Origin of the sequence: Limnohabitans sp. B9-3 (assembly GCF_002778325.1) — a bacterium.
Classification (GTDB): domain Bacteria; phylum Pseudomonadota; class Gammaproteobacteria; order Burkholderiales; family Burkholderiaceae_C; genus Limnohabitans; species Limnohabitans kasalickyi.
Genome location: NZ_NESI01000002.1, coordinates 238,265 through 258,302, shown reverse-complemented (window position 1 = coordinate 258,302; position 20,038 = coordinate 238,265). Strand labels below are relative to the sequence as shown.

The window sequence follows — 20,038 nt, the reverse complement described above, 5'->3', positions numbered from 1 at the left end:
GATCACAACGCGCGGCTTGAGCGAATGGATGACAGCGGACGCCCACACCCCTGAAAAGTCCCCGCAAAGTTAACGAGGAATCACCACCAACCAAGGGCTGACGCAGGTTTGCACCTGGGGGTAGTACTGACGCGTTTCTTGGCAAAAGTAAGCTTCAACAGGTGCAGCAGGCATGCCACTGACTTGGGGGGCGTACATGGGTTGAGGGTGGGTCACCACCACCGTCGGCGGGTTGTTGAGGATGATGGTCGACGTCTGCACATCGGGATAGGGCCGCGACAAATACACCGCCGAGCCCACCATGGCACCGCCCACCAACGCCGGAGCCCACCAGCCGTTGTAACCCCAGCCACCGCCATGGCGATAGCTGCCGCCTCTGTAGGGACCATGTGCTTGGGCCGCGCTGAAGCAGAGCAGCAACACAAGGCCTAATCCAAGGGTGCGTTGATTGAAGTTCATGTGGGCTCTCCTTTGAAGACCTCTATTGTCCATCGCCAACTCAAAGCCGCGCGCAACGCATTTGTAAAGGCATTGCAAACCCTTGTTAAGGCGCAATCAGCAAAGGCTCTAACGCCAAAGCAATGGCAGCCAGTCGAGCGTCATGACCGCGTAAGGACGACACCATCAAGCCCACAGGCAATTCACCTGCAACTTGGCACGGCAAACTGAACGCGCAGCCATTCAAATAGTTGATGGCCGCCGGATTGCGCAACAGCAGTCGGTTGGTATTGAAGAAGGCCACATCGTCGACCAGCAACGGCGCCAACTCTGGGGCCACCAAGGCCACCGTCGGGCTGAGCATGGCATCAAAGCCTTGCAGCTCGGCCTCCATGTGGCTGATCCATTCGTGACGCCGGTTGTGCAGCTCCAAATAATCGAGGGCGCTGACGCCCTTCCCCTGCGCCATGCGAAACGCCACACGCGGATCGATGCGGTCTGGGGCGCGCGCCAAACGCGCATGGTGCGCCGCAAAACCTTCAACCGGTGAAAAACCACCCGGCTGGCTGCGCGCTGCAATCTCGCTCAACGCGGACAAAGGCAACTCAACCAGTTGTGCGCCCGCCGCAGAAATGCGGGTCAAAGCTCGCGCAAACGCCAAGGCCACTTCGGGGTCCAGCTCGTCCAAAAACAAAGTTTGCGGCACAGCAAAACGCACACCGCGCAAATCCGCCGCATCAGCCAACAAGGGCTGCTGCGACAAAACGCCCTCCACCACCAAGCTGTCGCGCACATTGCGGGTGATGGCACCCACGGTATCGAGCGTGCGCGACAACTCCATCACCCCTTGCAAAGGAATGCGTGACTGCGTGCTTTTGAACCCGACCACACCGCACAAGGCCGCTGGAATACGAATGGAGCCCCCCGTATCTGAGCCCAAGCCCGCCACCGCCAGCCCCAAAGCCACCGACACCGCCGCACCCGACGACGAACCACCCGGCACGCGCGCGACCTTGGCATCACACGGGTTACGCGGCGTCCCGTAGTGCGGGTTGATGCCCACGCCTGAGAACGCAAACTCGCTCATGTTGGTTTTGCCCACAATCACGGCACCGGCTTGGCGCAAACGGGCAACCGAGACAGCGTCTTGCGCCGCAGCAGGTTCGCCCTCGCACACCACCGTGCCCGCCATCGTGGTCTGGCCGGCCATGTCGTAGTTGTCTTTGAGCGTGATAGGCAGGCCATGCAAAGCGCCCAGAGGCTTGCCGGCTTGGCGAGCGGCATCAGCAGCGCGGGCTTGCGCCAGCGCTTGCTCGTCGAACACATGGGTGAACACGTGTTGTGCAGCCTCGCTGTGGGCCAGCTGCAAGCTGCGTGTGACCCGGTCTTGAGATGTGGCGTGAGAAAACGTGTCGGACATTGGGAATTCCTCGTGTGATAGCCTGAAGACATTCAATTATTGATGGTTTTACCCGCCACCCCTGTCATGCACAGCGCACCCGAACTTACCCTCTACTACGACGGCCAATGCCCCTTGTGCGTGGCCGAAATTGAGTTTTTGCAAACGCGCAACGCCGAGGGAAAGTTGGGTTTTGTGGATGTGGCGCACAACAGTTTTGACGCCAATACCCACGCCATTTCCTGCGAATTGGCCATGGCGCAAATCCACGGACGCATGGCAAGCGGCGAGGTGTTGGTCGGCGTGCCCGTGTTTGCCTTGGCTTACAAGTTGGCAAAGTTGCCGTTTTTGGCCTGGATTTTGTCGCGATCTTGGCTACAACCGCTGCTTCAGCCCGCCTATGTGTGGTTCGCCAAACACCGCCAAGCTATCTCCAAATGCATTGGACCCAGCGTTTTGAAGCTATCAAAACGTTTTTTACATTGATTTTTGGGCTTTTTAAGCCTAGGCCGTCTGATCGGTTGATAAATTTGCGAAAATACGTTCTTTGCCCCGAGAACTCAAACGAATGTCACGCCCAGAAAAAACAGAAATCTCCAACGATGGATTGCGCTACAAGTCAAAAAAGGGCGGTTCTCCATTTGAAGGCCTTGGCCGTACAGGCGACACCATGAGCTGTATCAAGTGTGGCGTGCACAAGCCTCGCAACAACGGCTCGTTCAAACGCATCTTGGGCTCTTCCATGTTTGTCTGCTTCGACTGCAGCCCGCCTAAGAAAGAGGCTGAACCCGTTGCTGCGGCCAAAGAAGAAACCAAAGCGTAAAGGCTGAAGTTCGACACAAAAAAGCGACTCGATGAGTCGCTTTTTTTTTATGAGTTTTGGCATTTCAAACATGACCCAATCAGCGCACGAACTCCGCTTGCTCAGCCTTGGCATGCTGAATAAACCGCGCCACCAAGCGGTTACCCGATTGACGAACCGTGGCCAAAGCAATGCCAATGTTGAGTTTTTCAGGGTTGTCCAAGAGGCTTAAAAAACGCACACCGTTGTTGCTGTAACGCCGCGCCACGCCCGGCACCAGCGCCACGCCCAAGCCGCTTTCGACCAAACTCACGATGGTTTGGACCTGCACCGCATCTTGGGCAATACGGGGGGTGAAACCCGATTGCTGGCAACGCAACATGGCGACCGCAAACAAATTGGGCACCGAGGCCTCGGTGTACATCACGAACGGTTCTTGTGAAAACTCAGACAAGGCCACGGACGCCTGCTTGGCCCAAGGGCTATCAGCAGGGACAGCCAGCACAAACTCATCGCTCTCCACCGGCGTGAGCTCAAAGTCACCCGCATGCAACACGGGGAAGCGCACCAGCCCCAAGTCCAGTGTGTTGGCTTCGAGCCGCATCAAAATATTGGCCGTGGTTGATTCGTCCAATGCCAATTCCACTTTGGGAAAACGCCGCCTAAAACTCGGAATCAATCGCGGCAGCAGTGAGTACGTGGCCGAACCGATAAACCCCACCCGCAAAACACCGCCCTCGCCTTGCAATGCGGTGCTCACCGCTTGCTGGCATTGCTGGGCGTGAAAAATGGCCAGCCGTGCGTCAGCCAACATGGCTTGCCCCGCAGGCGTCAACTGCACGCCGGTGGACAAACGCAGAAACAAGGGCCCGCCCAACTCGTCTTCCAGCTTTTTGATGGACACCGACAGCGGTGGCTGGGCCATGTGCATGCGCTCGGCCGCTTTGTGAAAGTTGCCGGTCTCGGCCAGCGCGACGAATTGTTGAAGTTGACGAAGGTTCACACTGATACCGTTTGAGTATTGGTTTACAAATTATTAATATTGGACTCAATTATGACGGCACACTAAATTCAGGCTCAGAAAAGATCCAACCAAGGAGACCCAACCATGAGCCAATTGCCGCTTCAAGGCATTCGCATCGTTGACGCCAGCGTCGTGGTGATGGGGCCCTACGCCAGCCAGTGGCTGGCCGATTTGGGGGCCGAAGTCATCAAGGTGGAATCGCCCGAGGGCGACTCCACGCGCTACACCGGGCCAGGCCACGAAAACGGCATGTCCGCTTTGTTCTTGGGCGTGAACCGCAATAAAAAGAGTGTGGTGATTGACCTGAAAAAACCAGAAGGTCCTGCCGCCTTGCGCCAACTCATTGCCACCGCCGATGTGTTCATGCACAGCATGCGACCCCAAAAATTAGGCGCGGTGGGCTTAGACCCTGATGCATTGCTGGCCGCATTTCCAAAGCTGGTCTTTGCGGGCTTGCATGGTTTCACGGCATCGGGACCTTACGGCGGCAAGCCCGCCTACGACGACATCATCCAAGGCCTGTCTGGCAGCGCTGCGTTGATGGAACAGCAAAGTGGCGTGGCCCGCTACTTTCCCTGCATCGCGGCCGACAAAACCAGCGGTTTGGTGGCGGCCATGGCCATCATGGCAGCCTTGATGAAACGCCAAGCCACAGGCGTGGGCGGCATGGTGGAGGTGCCCATGTTTGAAACCATGGTGGCGTTCAACTTGGTCGAAAACTTTTACGGCGAACACTTCGAGCCGCCCTTGTCAGCCCCCGGCTACCCACGCGTGCTGGCCGATTGGCGCAGGCCCTACCGCACCAGCGACGGCTACGTGTGCATGATGCCGTACACCAACGCGCACTGGCAAAAGTTCTTTCAGGGCGTCGACCATCCCGAATTGGCGAGCGATGCGCGCTTCACCAGCATGCCCGCTCGCACACAACACATCGAAGCTTTGTACGAAATCACGGGGCAGATCGTGGCGCAGCACGACACCGCCTATTGGTTGGCGCTGTGTGAGCGCTTGGAAATTCCAGCAGCGCGCATGAACACACTGGCCGACCTCAAAACCGATCCGCATTTGCAAGCCACCCAATTCTTCGCAGAACTCGATGACCCCGCCATGGGCGCTTTGCGCTTTCCGGGCGTGCCCGTTTTGTTTGACGGCGAACGCCCACCTGTGAACTCAGTGCCGCGACTGGGTGAGCACACGCACGATGTGTTTGCGCAAGCGGGCGTGTCGGCCGACACCGTGTCGGCTTGGGTGGCCAGCGGTGCAGTCAAGGCGCATGAAGCGCAAAAAATGCCCGCCCCCTGATTCAAACATTCACACCAGTAAGGTCCGAGACTCTCATGGCATCGCCCACACCCCAAAAAACACCGCAAATGACACCTCAACCCACACGCTTAGGCCAAGGCTTTTATTGGCAAGACATTTCGGTTGGCCAGCAGTTCGACACCTTCCGCCGCACCATCACCGAAACCGACTTGGTCAACTTCATTTCCTGCACGGGCATGTTGGAAGCGATCTTCATTGAAGAAGGCTACGAAGGCGGTGCCATCCAAGGCCGCCCCGTGCCCGGCGCGCTGACCTACACCTTGATCGAAGGTTTCATTTTGCAAACCATGATCCAAGGAACCGGCTTGGCCATGCTGGAATTGACGCAAAAAATCTTGGCACCCGTGGTGGTGGGCGACACCATCCACGCTGAGATCGACGTCACGGGCGTGCGCCCCACCTCTACCAAAAACCGCGCCATTGTCAGCTCGGACATTCGCGTATTCAACCAGCGCGGCACATTGGTGATGACCTACACCGCCACGCGATTGCTCGCCGGTCGCCCCACTTAAAGTAGCGTTGCGCTCAACACATCAAGCTCGCCATTCAATAAAAGGAGACAAACATGAAAATCACCACCCGTCGAACCGTCTTAACCTCTGCCCTGGCCATGGCCACCCTCACCTCTGGCGTCGCCATGGCGCAAACCAATTACCCCGACAAACCCATTCGCATGGTGATCGCGTTTCCACCTGGCGGCCCCACCGACTTGGTCGCGCGCGTGTTGGCCCAAAAGCTCACCGAGCAAATGGGCCAGTCTGTGGTGGTCGACAACAAACCCGGCGCCAACGGCAACATCGCCGCGGAGTTGGTGGCCAAGGCGCCGTCAGACGGCTACACCATTTTTTACAACACCTCAGCCGTGACCTTGAGCCCCGCGTTGTATAAAAAAATGAGCTACGACGTGCGCGCCGACTTCGCGCCCGTGGCCTTGACGGCGGTCATTCCGCTGGTGCTGGCCGTGCACCCCTCACTGCCTGTCAACACCGTGCAGGAGTTTGTGCAGTACACCAAAAACAACCCCGACAAACTGAGCTATGGCTCGGCGGGCAACGGCAACATCACCCACCTCGGCGCTTACATGATCTTGCAAGACAAAGGCCTCACCGCCGTGCATGTGCCCTACAAAGGCAGCGCCCCCGCGTTGACCGATTTGGTGGCAGGTCAAACCCAATTCACCACCGACACCATCAACTCAGCGCTGCCTTTCATCAAAGAAAAACGCCTCAAAGCCTTGGCCGTGACCAGCCTCAAACGCACCAGCGTCTTGCCCGATGTGCCGACCCTCAGCGAAACCATCATGCCGGGCTTTGAAGTCGGCGCTTGGCAAGGCGTGTTGGTGCCCGCAAAAACATCGCCCGACATCATTAAACGTTTGAACACGGAGGTCGTTAAGGCTTTGGCCTCGGCCGACGTGCGTGCCAAGTTGGCGATTCAAGGTGCGGAGCCTTTGGGCTCCACGCCCATCGAATACGGCAACTACATCAAAGCCGAGTTGGAGCGTTGGGACCGTGTGGTCAAGCAGACCGGCGCTTCCCTAGATTGATTTCACATTCAGGAGACTTTGCATGAACCGTTCATTCTTTTTCAAAACAGTGGTGGCTGCTTGTATGTCGGTGGTGGGCGCTTTGGGCACCACCTCGGCCTTGGCCCAGACAGCAGACTTTCCTTCCAAGCCTGTCAAGTTTGTGGTGCCATTCCCACCCGGCAGCGGCACCGACACCTCGGCGCGTTACTTCGCCAAGAAGTTCACCGAACTCACGGGTCAAAACGTGGTGGTGGACAACAAGCCGGGGGCCAATGGGTTCATTGCCGTGCGCGCCGTTTTGAGCGCACCTGCGGACGGTTACACCGTGTTCGTGGGCAGCAACTCCACCTTGGCGGTGAATGCAGCCCTGTTCAAGAGCTTGCCCTATGACCCTGTGGCCGACTTCTCGCCTCTGTCGATGATGATGCGTGCCCCCGCCTTGTTGGTGGTGCCTGCGCAGTCCAACTACAACACCGTGAGCGATTTGGTGACAGCAGCAAAGGCCCAGCCCGGCAAACTCGACTACGGCTCGGGTTCGGCCGGCTACCAATTGATGGCCGAGTTGTTCAATGACGTGGCGGGCGTTCAGTTGCTCCACATCCCCTTCAAAGGCGCCTCTGAAGCCATGACGGCCGTCGCTTCGGGCACCGTCACCATGGCATTTGCCGACGTGACGGGCGCATCCGAGTTGGTCAAGGGCGGCAAGCTGCGTGCTTTGGCCGTGGCCAGTGATCGACGCGTGCCAGCGGTGCCCAACGTGCCCACCGCAAACGAAGCTGGCTTGCCTGGTTTCACGGCCTACACCTGGGTTGGCGCGGTTGTGTCGGCCAAAACTCCTAAAGCAGAAACCGACAAGCTGGCAGCGCTGATGGGCAAGATCGAAGCCATGCCTGAGACCCGTGACTTCTATGAAAAGTTAGGCGCCGAAACCATGCGCGGTGGTGCTGAAGAAATGCGCGCTTTCCAAAGTGCTGAAATTCAGTTGTGGAAACGCATCGTCACCAAAGCCAAAGTGGAACAGCAATGAGTGCAGACAACGCGTCAGCGCCTCAGCCCTCTGAAACTGCACCCAGAGGCGCGTTGTCGCATGTGCGTGTGCTCGACCTATCCCGTGTGCTGGCCGGTCCGTGGGCTGGGCAAACCTTGGGCGACTTAGGCGCGCATGTGATCAAGGTGGAGCGCCCCGGCACGGGCGACGACACGCGGCTTTGGGGCCCTCCATTCCTCAAAGACGACGAAGGCAACCCGACACGCGACTCGGCCTATTACTTGTGCACCAACCGCAACAAGCAATCGATCGCGGTGGACTTCACCCAAATTGCTGGGCAAAAGCTGCTGCACGAGTTGGTCAAAAGCTGCGACATCGTGATTGAAAACTTCAAGGTCGGCAGCTTGGCACATTACGGCTTGGACTACGCCTCGCTGCAAGCCATCAACCCACGTTTGATTTATTGCTCCATCACCGGCTTTGGGCAAACCGGCCCTTACGCGCACCGTGCAGGCTATGACTTTTTGATCCAAGGCATGGGCGGCTTGATGAGCATCACGGGTCGTCCAGATGGCGAACCCGGCGAAGGCCCCATGAAAGTGGGCGTGGCGTTGACCGACATCTTGACCGGCCTGTATGCCAGCACCGCCATCTTGGCCGCCTTGGCCGCACGCGAAAAAACGGGACGCGGCCAGCACATCGATTTGGCTTTGCTGGACGTGGGTGTGGCCTGCTTGGCCAACCAAGGCATGAATTACCTCTACAGCGGCAAGTCCCCCACCCGCATGGGCAACGCGCACCCCAACACGGTGCCGTACCAAGATTTCCCCACCGCCGACGGTTACATGATTTTGGCCATTGGCAACGACGGCCAGTTCACCAAGTTTTGCCAGGCCGTGGGCAAGTCGGAATGGGCCACGGACGAACGTTTTGTATCGAACCAAGCGCGTGTGATCCACCGTGATGTGTTGATTCCTTTGATGCGGCAAACCACCGTCATGCGCACCACACGCGAATGGATTGAACTGTTCGAGCAAGTGGGTGTGCCCTGTGGCCCGATCAACACCTTGGCCGATGTGTTTGCCGACCCCCAAGTGCAAGCCCGTAGTTTGCAGTTCACCATGCCGCACCCCGTGGCGGGCGACATTCCGTTGGTGGCCAGCCCCATCCGCATGTCGGACACCCCCGTGCAATACCGCACCACGCCGCCTCAGTTGGGGCAACACACGCGCAGCGTGCTGAGCGAGGTGCTGGGACTGTCTGAGCAAACGATGAACGAATTACAACAACAAGGTGTTTTGGGAGACCTACCGGCATGAGCACTCTGGATTCACTGAACCTCAGCCGCATTCCTGCGGACGATGAGGCCTTGCGCGCCGAGGTGCGTGCCTTTTTGAGCGAGGCCATGCGCGACGTGCCAGCGCACATTCGTGCCAAGTCGTGGTCGGGCTACGACCCTGCCTTTAGCCGTCAGCTTGGCCAATGCGGTTGGCTGGGCATTACCCTGCCCACGCAATACGGCGGCGGTGGCCGCAATGCGTTCACACGCTTTGTGCTGGTCGAAGAATTTTTGAACTTCGGTGCGCCCGTGGGCTCGCACTGGATTGCCGACCGGCAAAGTGGTCCGCTGATTTTGAAATACGGCACCGAAGCGCAAAAGCAGTTTTACCTACCGCCCATTTGCCGCGGTGAGTCGTTCTTTTGCATTGGCATGAGCGAGCCCAACTCAGGTTCAGACTTGGCCAGCGTCAAAACACGCGCGACAAAAACCGACGCGGGTTGGTCGCTAAGTGGCCAAAAAATTTGGACCACCAACGCCCACCACTGCCACTACATGATCGCGCTGGTGCGCACCTCGGGCGACACCGAAGATCGACACAAAGGCTTGTCGCAAGTGATCGTCGATTTGTCGTTGCCCGGCGTGACCGTGCGCCCCATCACCGACCTCTCGGGCGACAGCCATTTCTGCGAAGTGTTCTTCGACAACGTGCAACTCCAAGACGATGCCTTGATTGGCGCCGAGGGCCAAGGTTGGGAACAAGTCACCGCCGAACTCGCCTTTGAGCGTAGCGGGCCCGAGCGTTTGTACTCCAGCATTGTGTTGTTTGACCAATGGTTGGCGTTCATCCGAACTCCTCAAGGTCGCACGCCCGAGGCTGTGCGCTTGGCCGGAAAAATTGCCAGCCAACTCACGCCCTTGCGCGCCATGTCGGTGGCCATCACCGAAAAGCTCACCCGCGGCGAAAGCCCCGTGGTGGAAGCCGCCTTGGTGAAAGACTTGGGCACGGGGGTGGAGCAACTGATTCCCGCGGCGATTGCCGACGATTTGTTCTCCCGCGAATCGCAAGACATTCCCCTAGAGCTGCTGCAAACCCTCAACTACGTGACGCAAGTGGCGCCCTCGTATTCACTGCGCGGTGGCACGCGTGACATCTTGCGCGGCATGATCGCGCGCGGCTTAGGCCTCCGTTGAAAGACATGTGATGGACGATCTTTTTTCAGACGCCTTGCGTCAACTCCTCGCCGACCAATGCACCCCTGCCGTGGTACGCCAGATTGAAGCATCGGGCGACGGTGCTGCACTGTGGGCGCACATCGACAGCTCGGGTTTTGCCGATGCTTTGGTGGCAGAAGCCCAAGGTGGCTCAGGCTTGTCCTTGCGTGAGGCACAGGACGTGATGGCCCTGTGTGGTCGCTACACCGTGCCTGTGCCTTTGGCTGAAACCATGATGGCGCGTAGTGTGTTGGCGCAAGCGGGTTTGTCAGAGGTGGGGCTGGTTGATTCCGCTTGGGCGGATGCGGCCAAAGGCAGCATCACGCTCGCGCAAGGCCGCTTGGCGGATGACGGCAGCTTGATGTGTGCCAACGTGCAACTGGGTCGCGTAGCCGATGCGGTGTTGGTCAGCGATGCACAACACACGTGGTTGCTGTCTACCCAACACGCACAAAGCTCACCCGCCAGTTTTGTGCTGGATGCCGATTTGCGTTGGTCGCCCGAACACGTCGCCGCTGGCGTGAAGCTGCCCAAACACCAAGACGTGCGCTTGCTGCTGGGCTGCATCAATGCAGCGCAGTTGTCGGGCGCTTTGCTGGCCGTGTTCAACAACACCTTGCAGTACGCCAACGACCGTGTGCAGTTTGGCAAAGCCATTGGCAAGTTCCAAGCCATTCAGCACCAACTCAGCGTCATGGCCGAACACAGTTTTGCCGCCCACATGGCGGCCCAATTGGGCTGCGCCAGCGACACCGCCGTGCCCGACCGTGTGCGTGTGGCCGTGGCCAAAGCACGCACCAGCGAAGCCGCCTTGGAAGTGGCCAGCTTGAGCCACTCCATCCACGGCGCGATTGGCTTCACGCGTGAGTTTGATTTGCAGCTATTCACCCGCCGCTTGCATGCGTGGCGTCAATCGGGTGGCGCTGAGTCTTATTGGCATACCGTCTTGGGCCACGAGTTGGTCGATAACCGCAGCGGCTTGGTGCTGGACTTGATCCGCAGCGCCACCGATGTCACCGCATAAACACACAGGAAATTCACCATGACACAATTTTTGAAAACCGAGCGCGAAGGCGCTGTCTTGATCTTGACCATGAACCAACCCGAGACGCGCAATGCGCTCACGGGCAACACTGCGGTGCAAGAGTTTGTCGACGCGTGCGATGCGATTCGCTTGGACACCACCATCCGTTGTGTGATCTTGACGGGCACCGGCCCCGTGTTCAGCTCGGGTGGCAACGTCAAAGACATGCAGCGCTATTTCAAAGAAAGCCTCACACCCGACACCATTCGCGAGGAATACCGCAACGGCATTCAGCGCTTGCCCAAAGCGCTGTACAACTTGGACGTGCCCGTGATCGCCGCCATCAACGGCCCCGCCATTGGCGCGGGCTTGGACTTAACCTGCATGTGCGACATGCGCATTGCCTCCGACAAAGCCACCTTTGCCGAGAGTTTTGTCAAAGTGGGCATCGTGCCCGGCGACGGCGGCGCGTGGCTGCTGCCGCGCGTGGTGGGCATTTCCAAAGCCAGCGAAATGGCGTTCACCGGCGAGGCCTTGACGGCACAAGAAGCCCTGTCTTGTGGCTTGGTGTCCCGCGTGGTCGCGCACGACACCCTGCTGGACGAAGCCCGCAAACTCGCCGCCAAAATTGTGGCCAACCCCGGCGGCGTGCTGCGCATGACCAAACGCTTGCTGCGCGAAGGCGAACGCAGCTCCTTGGAGTCGTTGCTGGAGTTGTCTGCAGGCTACCAAGCGATTGCGCACATGACGACGGATCACCATGAGGCTGTGCGGGCGTTTGTGGAGAAGAGAGCGCCGCAATTTGGCAACTGAGTGGTTATTCCACCCGCACCACCGCATTCGGCTTGAAGCCCAAGTCAGCCACTTTGCCCTTCTTGGCGCGTGCGGCTTTGGCGTTGTTCAAGCTGCGAATTTCTAGGGTTTCTTCGCGCACTTTGCCACCGCGGCCAATGCCTTCGATGCGCACACTGCGTGTGTACGCAGCAGCACCGGCCAAGGTGTCTTTGGCTTCAAGGTCAATCAGCATCAAACCGCGACCGCCCTTTTCCATCGCTTTGAGTTCAGCCAACTCAAAGGTCAAGAAGCGGCCGCCCGTCGACGCACAGGCCACATGCGTAGCGGGTGCCACAGGCTGCGCGCCCGAGCCACCGCTGGCAGGGGATGGGCGGCAAACGGTTTCGCCCTCGCCCACGGTGATGAAGGCTTTGCCGCCTTTGTTGCGTGAAATCATGTGCTCGATGTTGGCCATGAAACCATAGCCGCCCGAGCTGCTGAGCAAGTACGTGGCGCCAGCGGGGCCAGCCACGTAGTGCAACAGTTGGGTGCCTGATTCCAAATCAACCAGCGTGGTCACAGGTTGGCCATCGCCACGTGCGCCAGGCAAGGCAGACACGGGCACCGAGTAGATACGTCCGTTGGAGCCAAACGCGATGAAGGTGTCCACCGTGCGGCACTCGAACGTGCCGTACAAGCCATCGCCCGCCTTGAAGGCGAAGGCGCTGGCTTCGTGGCCGTGGCCGGTGCGTGCGCGCACCCAGCCTTTTTCAGAGACCACCACGGTCACTGGCTCGTCAATGACCTTGACTTCGGCCACTGCTTTTTTCTCTTCTTGAATGAGCGTGCGACGTGGGTCTGCAAAGGTTTTGGCGTCGGCCTCAATTTCTTTGACCATCAAGCGGCGCAGGGCCGATGGGTTGCCCACGATGTCTTCAAGTTTGGCTTGTTCGTCGCGCAGTTCTTTGAGCTCTTGCTCAATCTTGATGGCTTCCAAACGCGCCAGCTGACGCAGGCGAATTTCTAAGATGTCTTCGGCTTGGCGTTCGCTCAAACGGAAGCGTTCCATCAGCGCCTGCTTGGGCTCATCGCTCTGACGGATGATGGCAATCACCTCGTCAATGTTGAGCAGCACCAACTGGCGACCTTCCAAGATATGGATGCGGTCCAGCACTTTGTTCAAGCGGTGCTGCGAGCGTCTTAGAACAGTGGCAGAGCGGAACTCGATCCACTCGGTCAGCATGTCGCGCAGCGACTTGGGCACAGGGCGACCATCGATACCCACCATGGTGAGGTTGATGGAAGACGAGGTTTCAAGGCTCGTATGCGCCAGCAAGGTGGTGATGAGTTCTTGTTGCTCAATCGTGCGGGTCTTGGGCTCGAACACCAAACGCACAGCCGCATCTTTGCTTGACTCATCGCGCACCACGTCCAACACGGCCAGCACAGTGGCTTTGAGTTGGGTTTGGTCGGCGCTCAGCGCTTTTTTCCCGGTCTTGACCTTGGGGTTGGTCAGCTCTTCAATCTCTTCCAAAACGCGTTGGCTGCTCACGCCGGGTGGTAACTCGTTGACCACCAGTTGCCATTGGCCACGGGCCAATTCTTCAATGGTCCAGCGGGCGCGCACTTTGAGTGAACCACGGCCTGTGCGGTAGGCGTCGGCAATGTCAGACGCGCTGCTGATGATTTGGCCGCCACCGGGGTAATCGGGTGCGGGCAAGATTTGCAGCAACTCGGCGTCGCTCATCTTGGGGGTCTTGATGAGCGCCACGCACGCATCGGCCACTTCGCGCAGGTTGTGGCTTGGAATTTCAGTGGCCATACCCACCGCAATGCCGCTTGCGCCGTTGAGCAGGGCAAATGGCAAACGGGCGGGCAACTGCTTGGGCTCTTCGGTGGAGCCGTCGTAGTTGGGCTGGAAGTCAACCGTGCCTTCGTCGATTTCATCGAGCAACAGCGTGGTGATTTTGGCCAAGCGGGCTTCGGTGTAGCGCATGGCCGCAGCGCCGTCGCCGTCGCGTGAGCCGAAGTTGCCTTGGCCGTCGATCAGTGGGTAGCGTTGGGCGAAGTCTTGCGCCATGCGCACCAGCGCTTCATAGGCGGCGCTGTCGCCGTGGGGGTGGTAGCGGCCCAGCACGTCACCGACCACGCGGGCGCACTTAACGGGCTTCGCACCCGTGTTGTTGTTGGGGCCACTGAACCCGAGGCCCATGCGAGACATCGAATACAGAATGCGGCGTTGCACCGGCTTTTGGCCATCGCACACGTCGGGCAAGGCGCGGCCTTTGACCACGCTGAGCGCGTATTCAAGGTAGGCGCGTTGGGCGTAGTGGCCCAATGCGATGTCGCCGTCGTTGTCAGCGGTTGGGAGTTCGGGGGTGAACAAATCGGTCATACGTCAATCTCAATCGAATCGCCATGCAGTTCCATCAGCTCACGGCGTGCGGCGGCTTCGCCTTTGCCCATGAGTTGTGTGATCAAACCTTCGGTGGTGGCAAAGTCCAGCAAGCCCAGTTGCACGGGCATGAGGCGACGGGTGTCAGGGTTGAGTGTGGTGTCCCACAGTTGTTCGGCACTCATTTCACCCAAGCCTTTGAAGCGGCTGATGCTCCATTTGCCCTCGCCCACGCCGTCTTTGCGCAGCTTGTCGAGGATGGAGGTGAGCTCACCCTCGTCCAAGGCATACACCTTGGTGGCTGGCTTTTTGCCACGCGCCGGAGCGTCCACACGGAACAGCGGGGGACGCGCCACAAACACATGGCCCGCTTCGATGAGCTTGGGGAAGTGACGAAAGAACAGCGTGAGCAACAGCACTTGAATGTGCGAGCCGTCCACGTCCGCATCAGACAGGATGCACACCTTGCCGTAACGCAGGCCGCTCATGTCAGGGCTGTCGTTGGGGCCGTGTGGGTCCACGCCCACGGCCACCGAAATGTCATGAATTTCGTTGTTGGCAAACAAGCGGTCGCGCTCGACTTCCCAGGTGTTCAACACCTTCCCACGCAGCGGCAGGATGGCTTGGTTTTCTTTGTTGCGGCCCATCTTGGCGCTGCCACCCGCTGAGTCGCCCTCGACCAAAAACACTTCGTTGTGCGCAATGTCTTTGCTTTCGCAATCGGTCAGCTTGCCGGGCAACACAGCCACGCCGGAGCCCTTGCGCTTCTCAACTTTTTGGCCAGCTTTTTGGCGGGTTTGTGCTGCTTTGATGGCCAGCTCGGCCAACTTTTTGCCGTACTCGACGTGTTGGTTGAGCCACAGTTCCATGGTGGGGCGCACATAGCTCGACACCAAACGCACCGCATCGCGTGAGTTGAGGCGCTCTTTGATTTGGCCTTGGAACTGCGGGTCAAGCACCTTGGCGCTCAACACATAGCTGGCACGGGCAAACACGTCTTCTGGCATGAGCTTGACGCCCTTGGGCAGCAAAGCGTGCAACTCAATAAAGCTTTTCACCGCGGTGAACAAACCATCACGCAAGCCGCTGTCGTGCGTGCCGCCAGCGCTGGTGGGAATCAGATTGACGTAGCTCTCGCGCACCGGTGCGCCGTCTTCGGTGAAGGCCACGGCCCACGCCGCGCCCTCACCTTCGGCGAAGCTGTCGTGGTTGCTGTCGGCATAACCATCACCCTCAAACAAAGGAATGACGGGCTCGCCGTGCAGGGTCTGCATCAAGTAGTCGCGCAGGCCGCCTTTGTAGAGCCAGTTTTGGGTTTCTTTGGTTTTCTCGTTGATGAGCGTCACGCTCACGCCGGGCATGAGCACGGCTTTGCTGCGCAGCAAGTGCACCAGCTCGTTCATCGGCAAAGCCGAGGATTCAAAGTATTTGGCGTCAGGCCACACACGCACCGAGGTGCCTTGCTTGCGGTCGCCAGTGGCTTGTGCACGCGTCACCAAGGGCTCGATCACGTCGCCGCCCGAGAACACCAAGCGGGCCACTTGGCCTTCGCGGTGCGAAGTGGCTTCCATGCGTTTGGCCAAGGCGTTGGTCACGCTCACGCCCACGCCGTGCAAACCGCCGGAGAAGCTGTACGCGCCGCCCGAGCCTTTGTCGAATTTGCCGCCCGCATGCAAGCGGGTGAACACCAGCTCAATCACAGGTGCTTTTTCTTCAGGGTGCATGCCAAACGGAATGCCGCGTCCGTCGTCATCAATGCTGATCGACGCGTCGGCGTGCAAGGTCACGCTGATTTTTTTGCCATAACCCGCCAACGCTTCGTCGGCCGCGTTGTCCAGCACTTCTTGAATGATGTGCAGCGGGTTGTCGGTGCGGGTGTACATGCCCGGACGCTGCTTGACGGGTTCGAGTCCTTTGAGAACGCGAATCGAGCCTTCGGAGTATTCGGGAGGGGGAGTGGTTTGCTTGGTCGCCATGGACAGGAATTGTAGACAGAACAAAACGCAGGACTGGATAAAACAACAGCCAATGCGCATTGATAACTTTTGACGGACATCGCGCCCACGTGCGCTGAATGAGCCACGGCGACACCCTGGTGCACGCAGGCTTGGTTAAAGTCTAGGGATGACTGAAAACAACAAAACCATACCCATGTGGCAAGTGCTGCTTTGCGGGGCCGCCATCGTGACCTTGTCCATGGGGGTGCGCCACGGCTTTGGCCTGTGGCTGCAACCCATCACGCAAGCGCAAAACTGGAGCCGTGAAAACTTTGCCATGGCGATTGCCATCCAAAACTTGACGTGGGGTGTCGCAGGCATCTTCTCGGGCATGCTGGCCGACCGTTTTGGCGCCTTCCGTGTGATCGTGGCTTGTGCGGTGTTGTACGCACTGGGCTTGGTGGGCATGGGGTATTCAGACACCCCTGCGCTATTCACCGCGACCGCAGGCGTGGTGATTGGCATCGCTCAGGCGGGCACCACCTACGCCGTGATTTACGGCGTGATTGGCCGTAACGTGAGCGCCGAAAAGCGCTCGTGGGCCATGGGTGTGGCGGCAGCCGCGGGCTCGTTTGGTCAGTTTTTGATGGTGCCCACCGAAGGCTTTTTGATCAGCACCTTGGGCTGGCAACAGGCCTTGGTCTGGTTGGGACTGGCCACCTTGCTGATCATTCCGTTGGCTTATGGTTTGCGCGAGCCTGGGTTTGCTGGCGGCGCAAAGCCGCAGCGCGACCAATCGATCGTGCATGCGCTGCGTGAAGCTTTTGGCTATCGCAGCTTTCAGCTGCTGATGGCGGGCTACTTTGTGTGCGGTTTTCAGGTGGTGTTCATTGGTGTGCACATGCCCAGTTATTTGAAAGACCATGGCTTGTCACCCGAAGTGGCCAGCATTGCTTTGGCGCTGATTGGCTTGTTCAACGTGTTTGGCACGTACATCGCGGGTAGTTTGGGCCAACGCTTGGCCAAGCGCAAAATTTTGGCGTTCATTTACTTGTCGCGCGCGGTGGCCATCAGCGTGTTCTTGATCGTGCCGCTGACGCCATGGAGCGTCTACATCTTTTCTTCGGTGATGGGCCTGCTGTGGCTCTCCACCGTGCCGCCCACCAATGCGGTGGTGGCGCAAATCTTTGGCGTAGCGCATTTGTCGATGCTGGGTGGCTTTGTGTTCTTCAGCCACCAGATTGGCAGCTTCATGGGCGTGTGGCTGGGCGGGTACTTGTATGACAAAACCGGCAGCTACGACGTGGTTTGGTACATCGCGATTGCCCTGGGTGTTTTTGCTGCACTGGTGAACTTGCCCGTGCGTGAAAACGCAATTGCCCGCGGCCACGCACCGGTTGCCGCATGAGCTTCATGGCGCAGCACCCCATTTGGCGGCAGGTGTTGGTAGGCTTGGCCTGCACACTGGTGCTGCTGGGCGTTCTGTCTTTATATTTGCAGCCAGACTTTTTAATGACCTTGGCCAACCAAGTGTGGGGGTGTTTCTGACATGACAACCATCATCATCACCGGAGCGTCTGACGGCATTGGCGCTGAAATCGCGCAACAGCTGGCCAAACAGTGGGGGCCCGCCGTGAATTTGGTGTTGGCTGCACGTCGCATCGAGAAGCTGCGCGACATGGAGGCGATCTGCCAAGCCCATGGCGCACACACGCTGCTGGTGCCCACCGACGTGTCGAACAAAGTGCAATGCAAGCAACTCATTGATGAAACCGTGCGTTGCTTTGGCGGCATTGACACCTTGATCAACAACGCAGGTATCTCAGCCCATGCCATGCTGGATGAGGTGCGTTTTGACGACCTCGATTGGTACGAGAACGTGATGCGCATCAACCTGTGGGGCAGCGTGTGGTGCACACATGCAGCCCTGCCGTTTCTCAAGCAAAGCCGCGGGCGCGTGGTGGCGGTGTCGTCGCTGGCGGGCTTGGTCGGTGTGCCCGGGCGCACAGCCTACAGCGCCAGCAAATTTGCCATGACGGGGTTTTTTGAAGCCCTGCGCACCGAAGTGCAAGAGGCTGGCGTCAGCGTGACCACCGCCTACCCCGGCGTGGTGGACACCCAAATTCGCTACAACGGCTTCAACGCCCAAGGTCACAAAGCCGGCGTGAGTGGCCTCAAAGAAGACAACGCCATGCCTGTCGCCACCTGTGCGGCACTGATCATCCAAGGCATGCAAAAACGCCAACGCGACGTGGTGATGACGGGCCAAGGTAAGTTGGGCCAGTGGCTCAAACTGATCGCCCCAAAACTGCTGGACCGCATGGTGTGGGCGGCCCTCAATAAATAAATCCACATGACCACCCCCACACATCTTCATGGCACCGAGGCACCCTCCGCTTGGGTGCAACGCTGGTCGCACCTTGTGGCACCAAACGCCACAGTGTTGGACGTCGCGTGCGGCCATGGTCGCCACATGCGGCATTTCGCCACATTGGGCCATGACGTCATCGGCGTGGACCGCAACCCCGATGCCATCGCCGCCGTCGCTGGATTGGGCGAAACTTTGTGTGCCGACATTGAAAACGGGCCTTGGCCGCTGTCGGGTCGAACTTTTGGTGCGGTGGTGGTGACGAATTATTTATGGCGCCCCTTGTGGCCAGAGCTGCTCGCCAGTTTGGAGGTAGGCGGCGTCTTGATTTACGAAACCTTTGCCGCAGGCAACGAAACCGTGGGCAAGCCCTCGCGCCCAGACTTTTTGCTGCAACCCGGTGAGCTGTTGAACGTGTGCAAAGACCTGCGCGTGGTGGCCTTTGAAGAAGGATTTCTGGACGCTCCAGATCGCTTTGTGCAACGCATCGCGGCTGTAAAGCCTGCCAGCAACATGACATTGCCCGTGCGCTACCCGTTGTGAGCGGGCAAGCCCTTGGTCCAACCCGTCGAAGCACTGGCTAGAATGACTCTTTTACCCCGACCGAACTTGCGGACATGACACCTATCACCGGCAGCATCGTGGCACTGGCCACCCCCATGCACACAGACGGCAGCGTTGACTACCCCACCCTGCGCAAACTCATCGACTGGCACATTGCCGAAGGCACCGATTGCATCGGCGTTGTGGGCACCACCGGCGAGTCGCCCACCGTTAACGTAGAAGAACACTGCGAAATCATCCGCGTGTCGGTCGAACAAGCCGCCAAACACACTGAACGTCATGTGCCCATCATGGCCGGCTGCGGTGCCAACTCGACGTCTGAGGCGATTGAGCTGGCCAAGTTCGCCAAGAAAATTGGCGCACATTGCCAATTGCAAGTGGTGCCCTACTACAACAAGCCCACCCAAGAGGGCCAGTTTCAGCATTTCAAAGCCATCGCCGAAGCGGTGGACTTGCCCGTGATTTTGTACAACGTGCCCGGTCGCTCTGTGGCCGATATGGCCCACGACACCGTGCTGCGTTTGGCCCAAGTGCCGGGCATCGTTGGCATGAAAGAAGCTACCGGCAACATCGAACGCGCCCAATGGCTGATTCGCGATGTGCCCAAAGGCTTTGCGGTTTACTCCGGTGACGATCCTACCGCCGTGGCTTTGATGTTGTGCGGCGGCCAAGGCAACATCAGCGTGACCGCCAACGTGGCGCCGCGCTTGATGCACGAGCTCTGCGTGGCTGCGATGGCGGGTGACGTGAAACGTGCCATGGAGATTCAATTCAAATTAATGCCCGTGCACAAACACCTGTTTGTCGAGGCCAACCCGATTCCCGTGAAATGGGCGATGACACGCATGGGCCTGTGCGGTCCTACCTTGCGCTTGCCCATGACCGAACTCACCCCATCAAACGAGCCCGTGGTTGAAGGCGCTTTGCGCGCTGCTGGTTTGATTTGATTCACACAAAGGCTATCGCTGTGACGCTTTCTT

20 protein-coding genes are annotated in these 20,038 nt (G+C 58.8%); 15 read left to right on the top strand and 5 right to left on the bottom strand.

Annotated features, from left to right (window positions below):
• Positions 1-69 precede the first annotated feature (69 nt).
• Positions 70-459 carry a hypothetical protein gene (locus B9Z42_RS04105; protein ID WP_100132072.1) on the bottom strand — a complete coding sequence of 130 codons (390 nt, stop codon included), beginning with the start codon at positions 457-459 and terminating at the stop codon, positions 70-72.
• Positions 460-544: 85 nt separating this feature from the next.
• Positions 545-1,858: an amidase gene (locus B9Z42_RS04100; protein ID WP_100132071.1), complete on the bottom strand. Its 1,314-nt coding sequence runs from the start codon at positions 1,856-1,858 to the stop codon at positions 545-547.
• A 66-nt stretch (positions 1,859-1,924) separates the two neighbouring features.
• Between B9Z42_RS04100 and B9Z42_RS04095 the strand changes: the two genes are divergently transcribed.
• Positions 1,925-2,323 (top strand): thiol-disulfide oxidoreductase DCC family protein, encoded by a 399-nt coding sequence (locus tag B9Z42_RS04095; RefSeq protein ID WP_100132070.1) that lies wholly within the window; start codon positions 1,925-1,927, stop codon positions 2,321-2,323.
• A gap of 184 nt (positions 2,324-2,507) precedes the next feature.
• Positions 2,508-2,660: a hypothetical protein gene (locus B9Z42_RS16325; RefSeq protein WP_199171974.1), complete on the top strand. Its 153-nt coding sequence runs from the start codon at positions 2,508-2,510 to the stop codon at positions 2,658-2,660.
• Between the two features lie 79 nt (positions 2,661-2,739).
• Here B9Z42_RS16325 and B9Z42_RS04085 read toward each other — a convergent pair whose 3' ends face one another.
• Entirely contained in the window at positions 2,740-3,642 is a 903-nt protein-coding gene (locus B9Z42_RS04085; protein ID WP_100132068.1) for a LysR family transcriptional regulator, read from the bottom strand.
• Between the two features lie 105 nt (positions 3,643-3,747).
• On the opposite strand from B9Z42_RS04085, the gene B9Z42_RS04080 reads away from it, so the two are divergent.
• From B9Z42_RS04080 to B9Z42_RS04045, 8 genes are read left to right on the top strand one after another with little or no spacing between them, the layout of a single operon-like run.
• Positions 3,748-4,965, top strand: a complete 1,218-nt coding sequence (locus B9Z42_RS04080; protein ID WP_100132067.1) for a CaiB/BaiF CoA-transferase family protein — start codon at positions 3,748-3,750, stop codon at positions 4,963-4,965.
• Between the two features lie 35 nt (positions 4,966-5,000).
• Positions 5,001-5,498: a MaoC family dehydratase gene (locus B9Z42_RS04075; protein WP_233203516.1), complete on the top strand. Its 498-nt coding sequence runs from the start codon at positions 5,001-5,003 to the stop codon at positions 5,496-5,498.
• A gap of 53 nt (positions 5,499-5,551) precedes the next feature.
• Entirely contained in the window at positions 5,552-6,532 is a 981-nt protein-coding gene (locus B9Z42_RS04070) for a tripartite tricarboxylate transporter substrate binding protein (protein WP_100132066.1), read from the top strand.
• Positions 6,533-6,554: 22 nt separating this feature from the next.
• Positions 6,555-7,541: a tripartite tricarboxylate transporter substrate binding protein gene (locus tag B9Z42_RS04065; RefSeq protein ID WP_100132065.1), complete on the top strand. Its 987-nt coding sequence runs from the start codon at positions 6,555-6,557 to the stop codon at positions 7,539-7,541.
• Complete coding sequence (locus B9Z42_RS04060; RefSeq protein ID WP_100132064.1) at positions 7,538-8,821, top strand: CaiB/BaiF CoA-transferase family protein; 1,284 nt, start codon at positions 7,538-7,540, stop codon at positions 8,819-8,821. Before B9Z42_RS04065 ends, B9Z42_RS04060 begins: the two co-directional genes overlap by 4 nt.
• The gene (locus B9Z42_RS04055) at positions 8,818-9,975 is read left to right on the top strand and encodes an acyl-CoA dehydrogenase family protein (RefSeq protein WP_100132063.1); all 1,158 of its coding nucleotides are present in this window, start codon (positions 8,818-8,820) and stop codon (positions 9,973-9,975) included. The genes B9Z42_RS04060 and B9Z42_RS04055 overlap by 4 nt, the downstream gene beginning before the upstream one ends.
• Positions 9,976-9,985: 10 nt before the next feature.
• A complete protein-coding gene (locus B9Z42_RS04050; protein WP_100132062.1) occupies positions 9,986-11,020 on the top strand; it encodes an acyl-CoA dehydrogenase family protein in 1,035 nt (344 codons plus the stop codon).
• Between the two features lie 18 nt (positions 11,021-11,038).
• Complete coding sequence (locus tag B9Z42_RS04045) at positions 11,039-11,833, top strand: crotonase/enoyl-CoA hydratase family protein (protein ID WP_100132061.1); 795 nt, start codon at positions 11,039-11,041, stop codon at positions 11,831-11,833.
• Positions 11,834-11,837: 4 nt separating this feature from the next.
• Here the strand turns inward: B9Z42_RS04045 and parC are convergent, their stop codons facing one another.
• Positions 11,838-14,189: a DNA topoisomerase IV subunit A gene (parC, locus tag B9Z42_RS04040; protein ID WP_100132060.1), complete on the bottom strand. Its 2,352-nt coding sequence runs from the start codon at positions 14,187-14,189 to the stop codon at positions 11,838-11,840.
• Entirely contained in the window at positions 14,186-16,165 is a 1,980-nt protein-coding gene (locus B9Z42_RS04035; RefSeq protein ID WP_100132059.1) for a DNA topoisomerase IV subunit B, read from the bottom strand. The genes parC and B9Z42_RS04035 overlap by 4 nt, the downstream gene beginning before the upstream one ends.
• Positions 16,166-16,313: 148 nt before the next feature.
• Here B9Z42_RS04035 and B9Z42_RS04030 point away from each other — a divergent pair, with 148 nt between their 5' ends.
• The 5 genes from B9Z42_RS04030 (at position 16,314) to dapA (ending at position 20,005) form a co-directional block, all read left to right on the top strand.
• Complete coding sequence (locus B9Z42_RS04030) at positions 16,314-17,534, top strand: MFS transporter (RefSeq protein ID WP_100132058.1); 1,221 nt, start codon at positions 16,314-16,316, stop codon at positions 17,532-17,534.
• 5 nt (positions 17,535-17,539) lie between these two features.
• Positions 17,540-17,674 carry a hypothetical protein gene (locus tag B9Z42_RS16485; protein WP_255407980.1) on the top strand — a complete coding sequence of 45 codons (135 nt, stop codon included), beginning with the start codon at positions 17,540-17,542 and terminating at the stop codon, positions 17,672-17,674.
• A gap of 1 nt (position 17,675) precedes the next feature.
• Positions 17,676-18,473, top strand: coding sequence for an SDR family oxidoreductase (locus B9Z42_RS04025; RefSeq protein ID WP_100132057.1), 798 nt, complete (start codon positions 17,676-17,678; stop codon positions 18,471-18,473).
• A 6-nt stretch (positions 18,474-18,479) separates the two neighbouring features.
• Positions 18,480-19,037 (top strand): bifunctional 2-polyprenyl-6-hydroxyphenol methylase/3-demethylubiquinol 3-O-methyltransferase UbiG, encoded by a 558-nt coding sequence (locus tag B9Z42_RS04020; RefSeq protein WP_100132056.1) that lies wholly within the window; start codon positions 18,480-18,482, stop codon positions 19,035-19,037.
• Positions 19,038-19,111: 74 nt separating this feature from the next.
• Positions 19,112-20,005, top strand: a complete 894-nt coding sequence (gene dapA / locus B9Z42_RS04015; protein WP_100132055.1) for a 4-hydroxy-tetrahydrodipicolinate synthase — start codon at positions 19,112-19,114, stop codon at positions 20,003-20,005.
• Positions 20,006-20,038: the final 33 nt, after the last annotated feature.

Coding starts and splice junctions, on each gene's coding strand:
- B9Z42_RS04105 (WP_100132072.1), bottom strand. CDS start 459: ATGAACTTCAATCAACGCACCCTTGGATTAGGCCTTGTGTTGCTGCTC.
- B9Z42_RS04100 (WP_100132071.1), bottom strand. CDS start 1,858: ATGTCCGACACGTTTTCTCACGCCACATCTCAAGACCGGGTCACACGC.
- B9Z42_RS04095 (WP_100132070.1), top strand. CDS start 1,925: ATGCACAGCGCACCCGAACTTACCCTCTACTACGACGGCCAATGCCCC.
- B9Z42_RS16325 (WP_199171974.1), top strand. CDS start 2,508: ATGAGCTGTATCAAGTGTGGCGTGCACAAGCCTCGCAACAACGGCTCG.
- B9Z42_RS04080 (WP_100132067.1), top strand. CDS start 3,748: ATGAGCCAATTGCCGCTTCAAGGCATTCGCATCGTTGACGCCAGCGTC.
- B9Z42_RS04075 (WP_233203516.1), top strand. CDS start 5,001: ATGGCATCGCCCACACCCCAAAAAACACCGCAAATGACACCTCAACCC.
- B9Z42_RS04070 (WP_100132066.1), top strand. CDS start 5,552: ATGAAAATCACCACCCGTCGAACCGTCTTAACCTCTGCCCTGGCCATG.
- B9Z42_RS04065 (WP_100132065.1), top strand. CDS start 6,555: ATGAACCGTTCATTCTTTTTCAAAACAGTGGTGGCTGCTTGTATGTCG.
- B9Z42_RS04060 (WP_100132064.1), top strand. CDS start 7,538: ATGAGTGCAGACAACGCGTCAGCGCCTCAGCCCTCTGAAACTGCACCC.
- B9Z42_RS04055 (WP_100132063.1), top strand. CDS start 8,818: ATGAGCACTCTGGATTCACTGAACCTCAGCCGCATTCCTGCGGACGAT.
- B9Z42_RS04050 (WP_100132062.1), top strand. CDS start 9,986: ATGGACGATCTTTTTTCAGACGCCTTGCGTCAACTCCTCGCCGACCAA.
- B9Z42_RS04045 (WP_100132061.1), top strand. CDS start 11,039: ATGACACAATTTTTGAAAACCGAGCGCGAAGGCGCTGTCTTGATCTTG.
- parC (WP_100132060.1), bottom strand. CDS start 14,189: ATGACCGATTTGTTCACCCCCGAACTCCCAACCGCTGACAACGACGGC.
- B9Z42_RS04035 (WP_100132059.1), bottom strand. CDS start 16,165: ATGGCGACCAAGCAAACCACTCCCCCTCCCGAATACTCCGAAGGCTCG.
- B9Z42_RS04030 (WP_100132058.1), top strand. CDS start 16,314: ATGACTGAAAACAACAAAACCATACCCATGTGGCAAGTGCTGCTTTGC.
- B9Z42_RS16485 (WP_255407980.1), top strand. CDS start 17,540: ATGGCGCAGCACCCCATTTGGCGGCAGGTGTTGGTAGGCTTGGCCTGC.
- B9Z42_RS04025 (WP_100132057.1), top strand. CDS start 17,676: ATGACAACCATCATCATCACCGGAGCGTCTGACGGCATTGGCGCTGAA.
- B9Z42_RS04020 (WP_100132056.1), top strand. CDS start 18,480: ATGACCACCCCCACACATCTTCATGGCACCGAGGCACCCTCCGCTTGG.
- dapA (WP_100132055.1), top strand. CDS start 19,112: ATGACACCTATCACCGGCAGCATCGTGGCACTGGCCACCCCCATGCAC.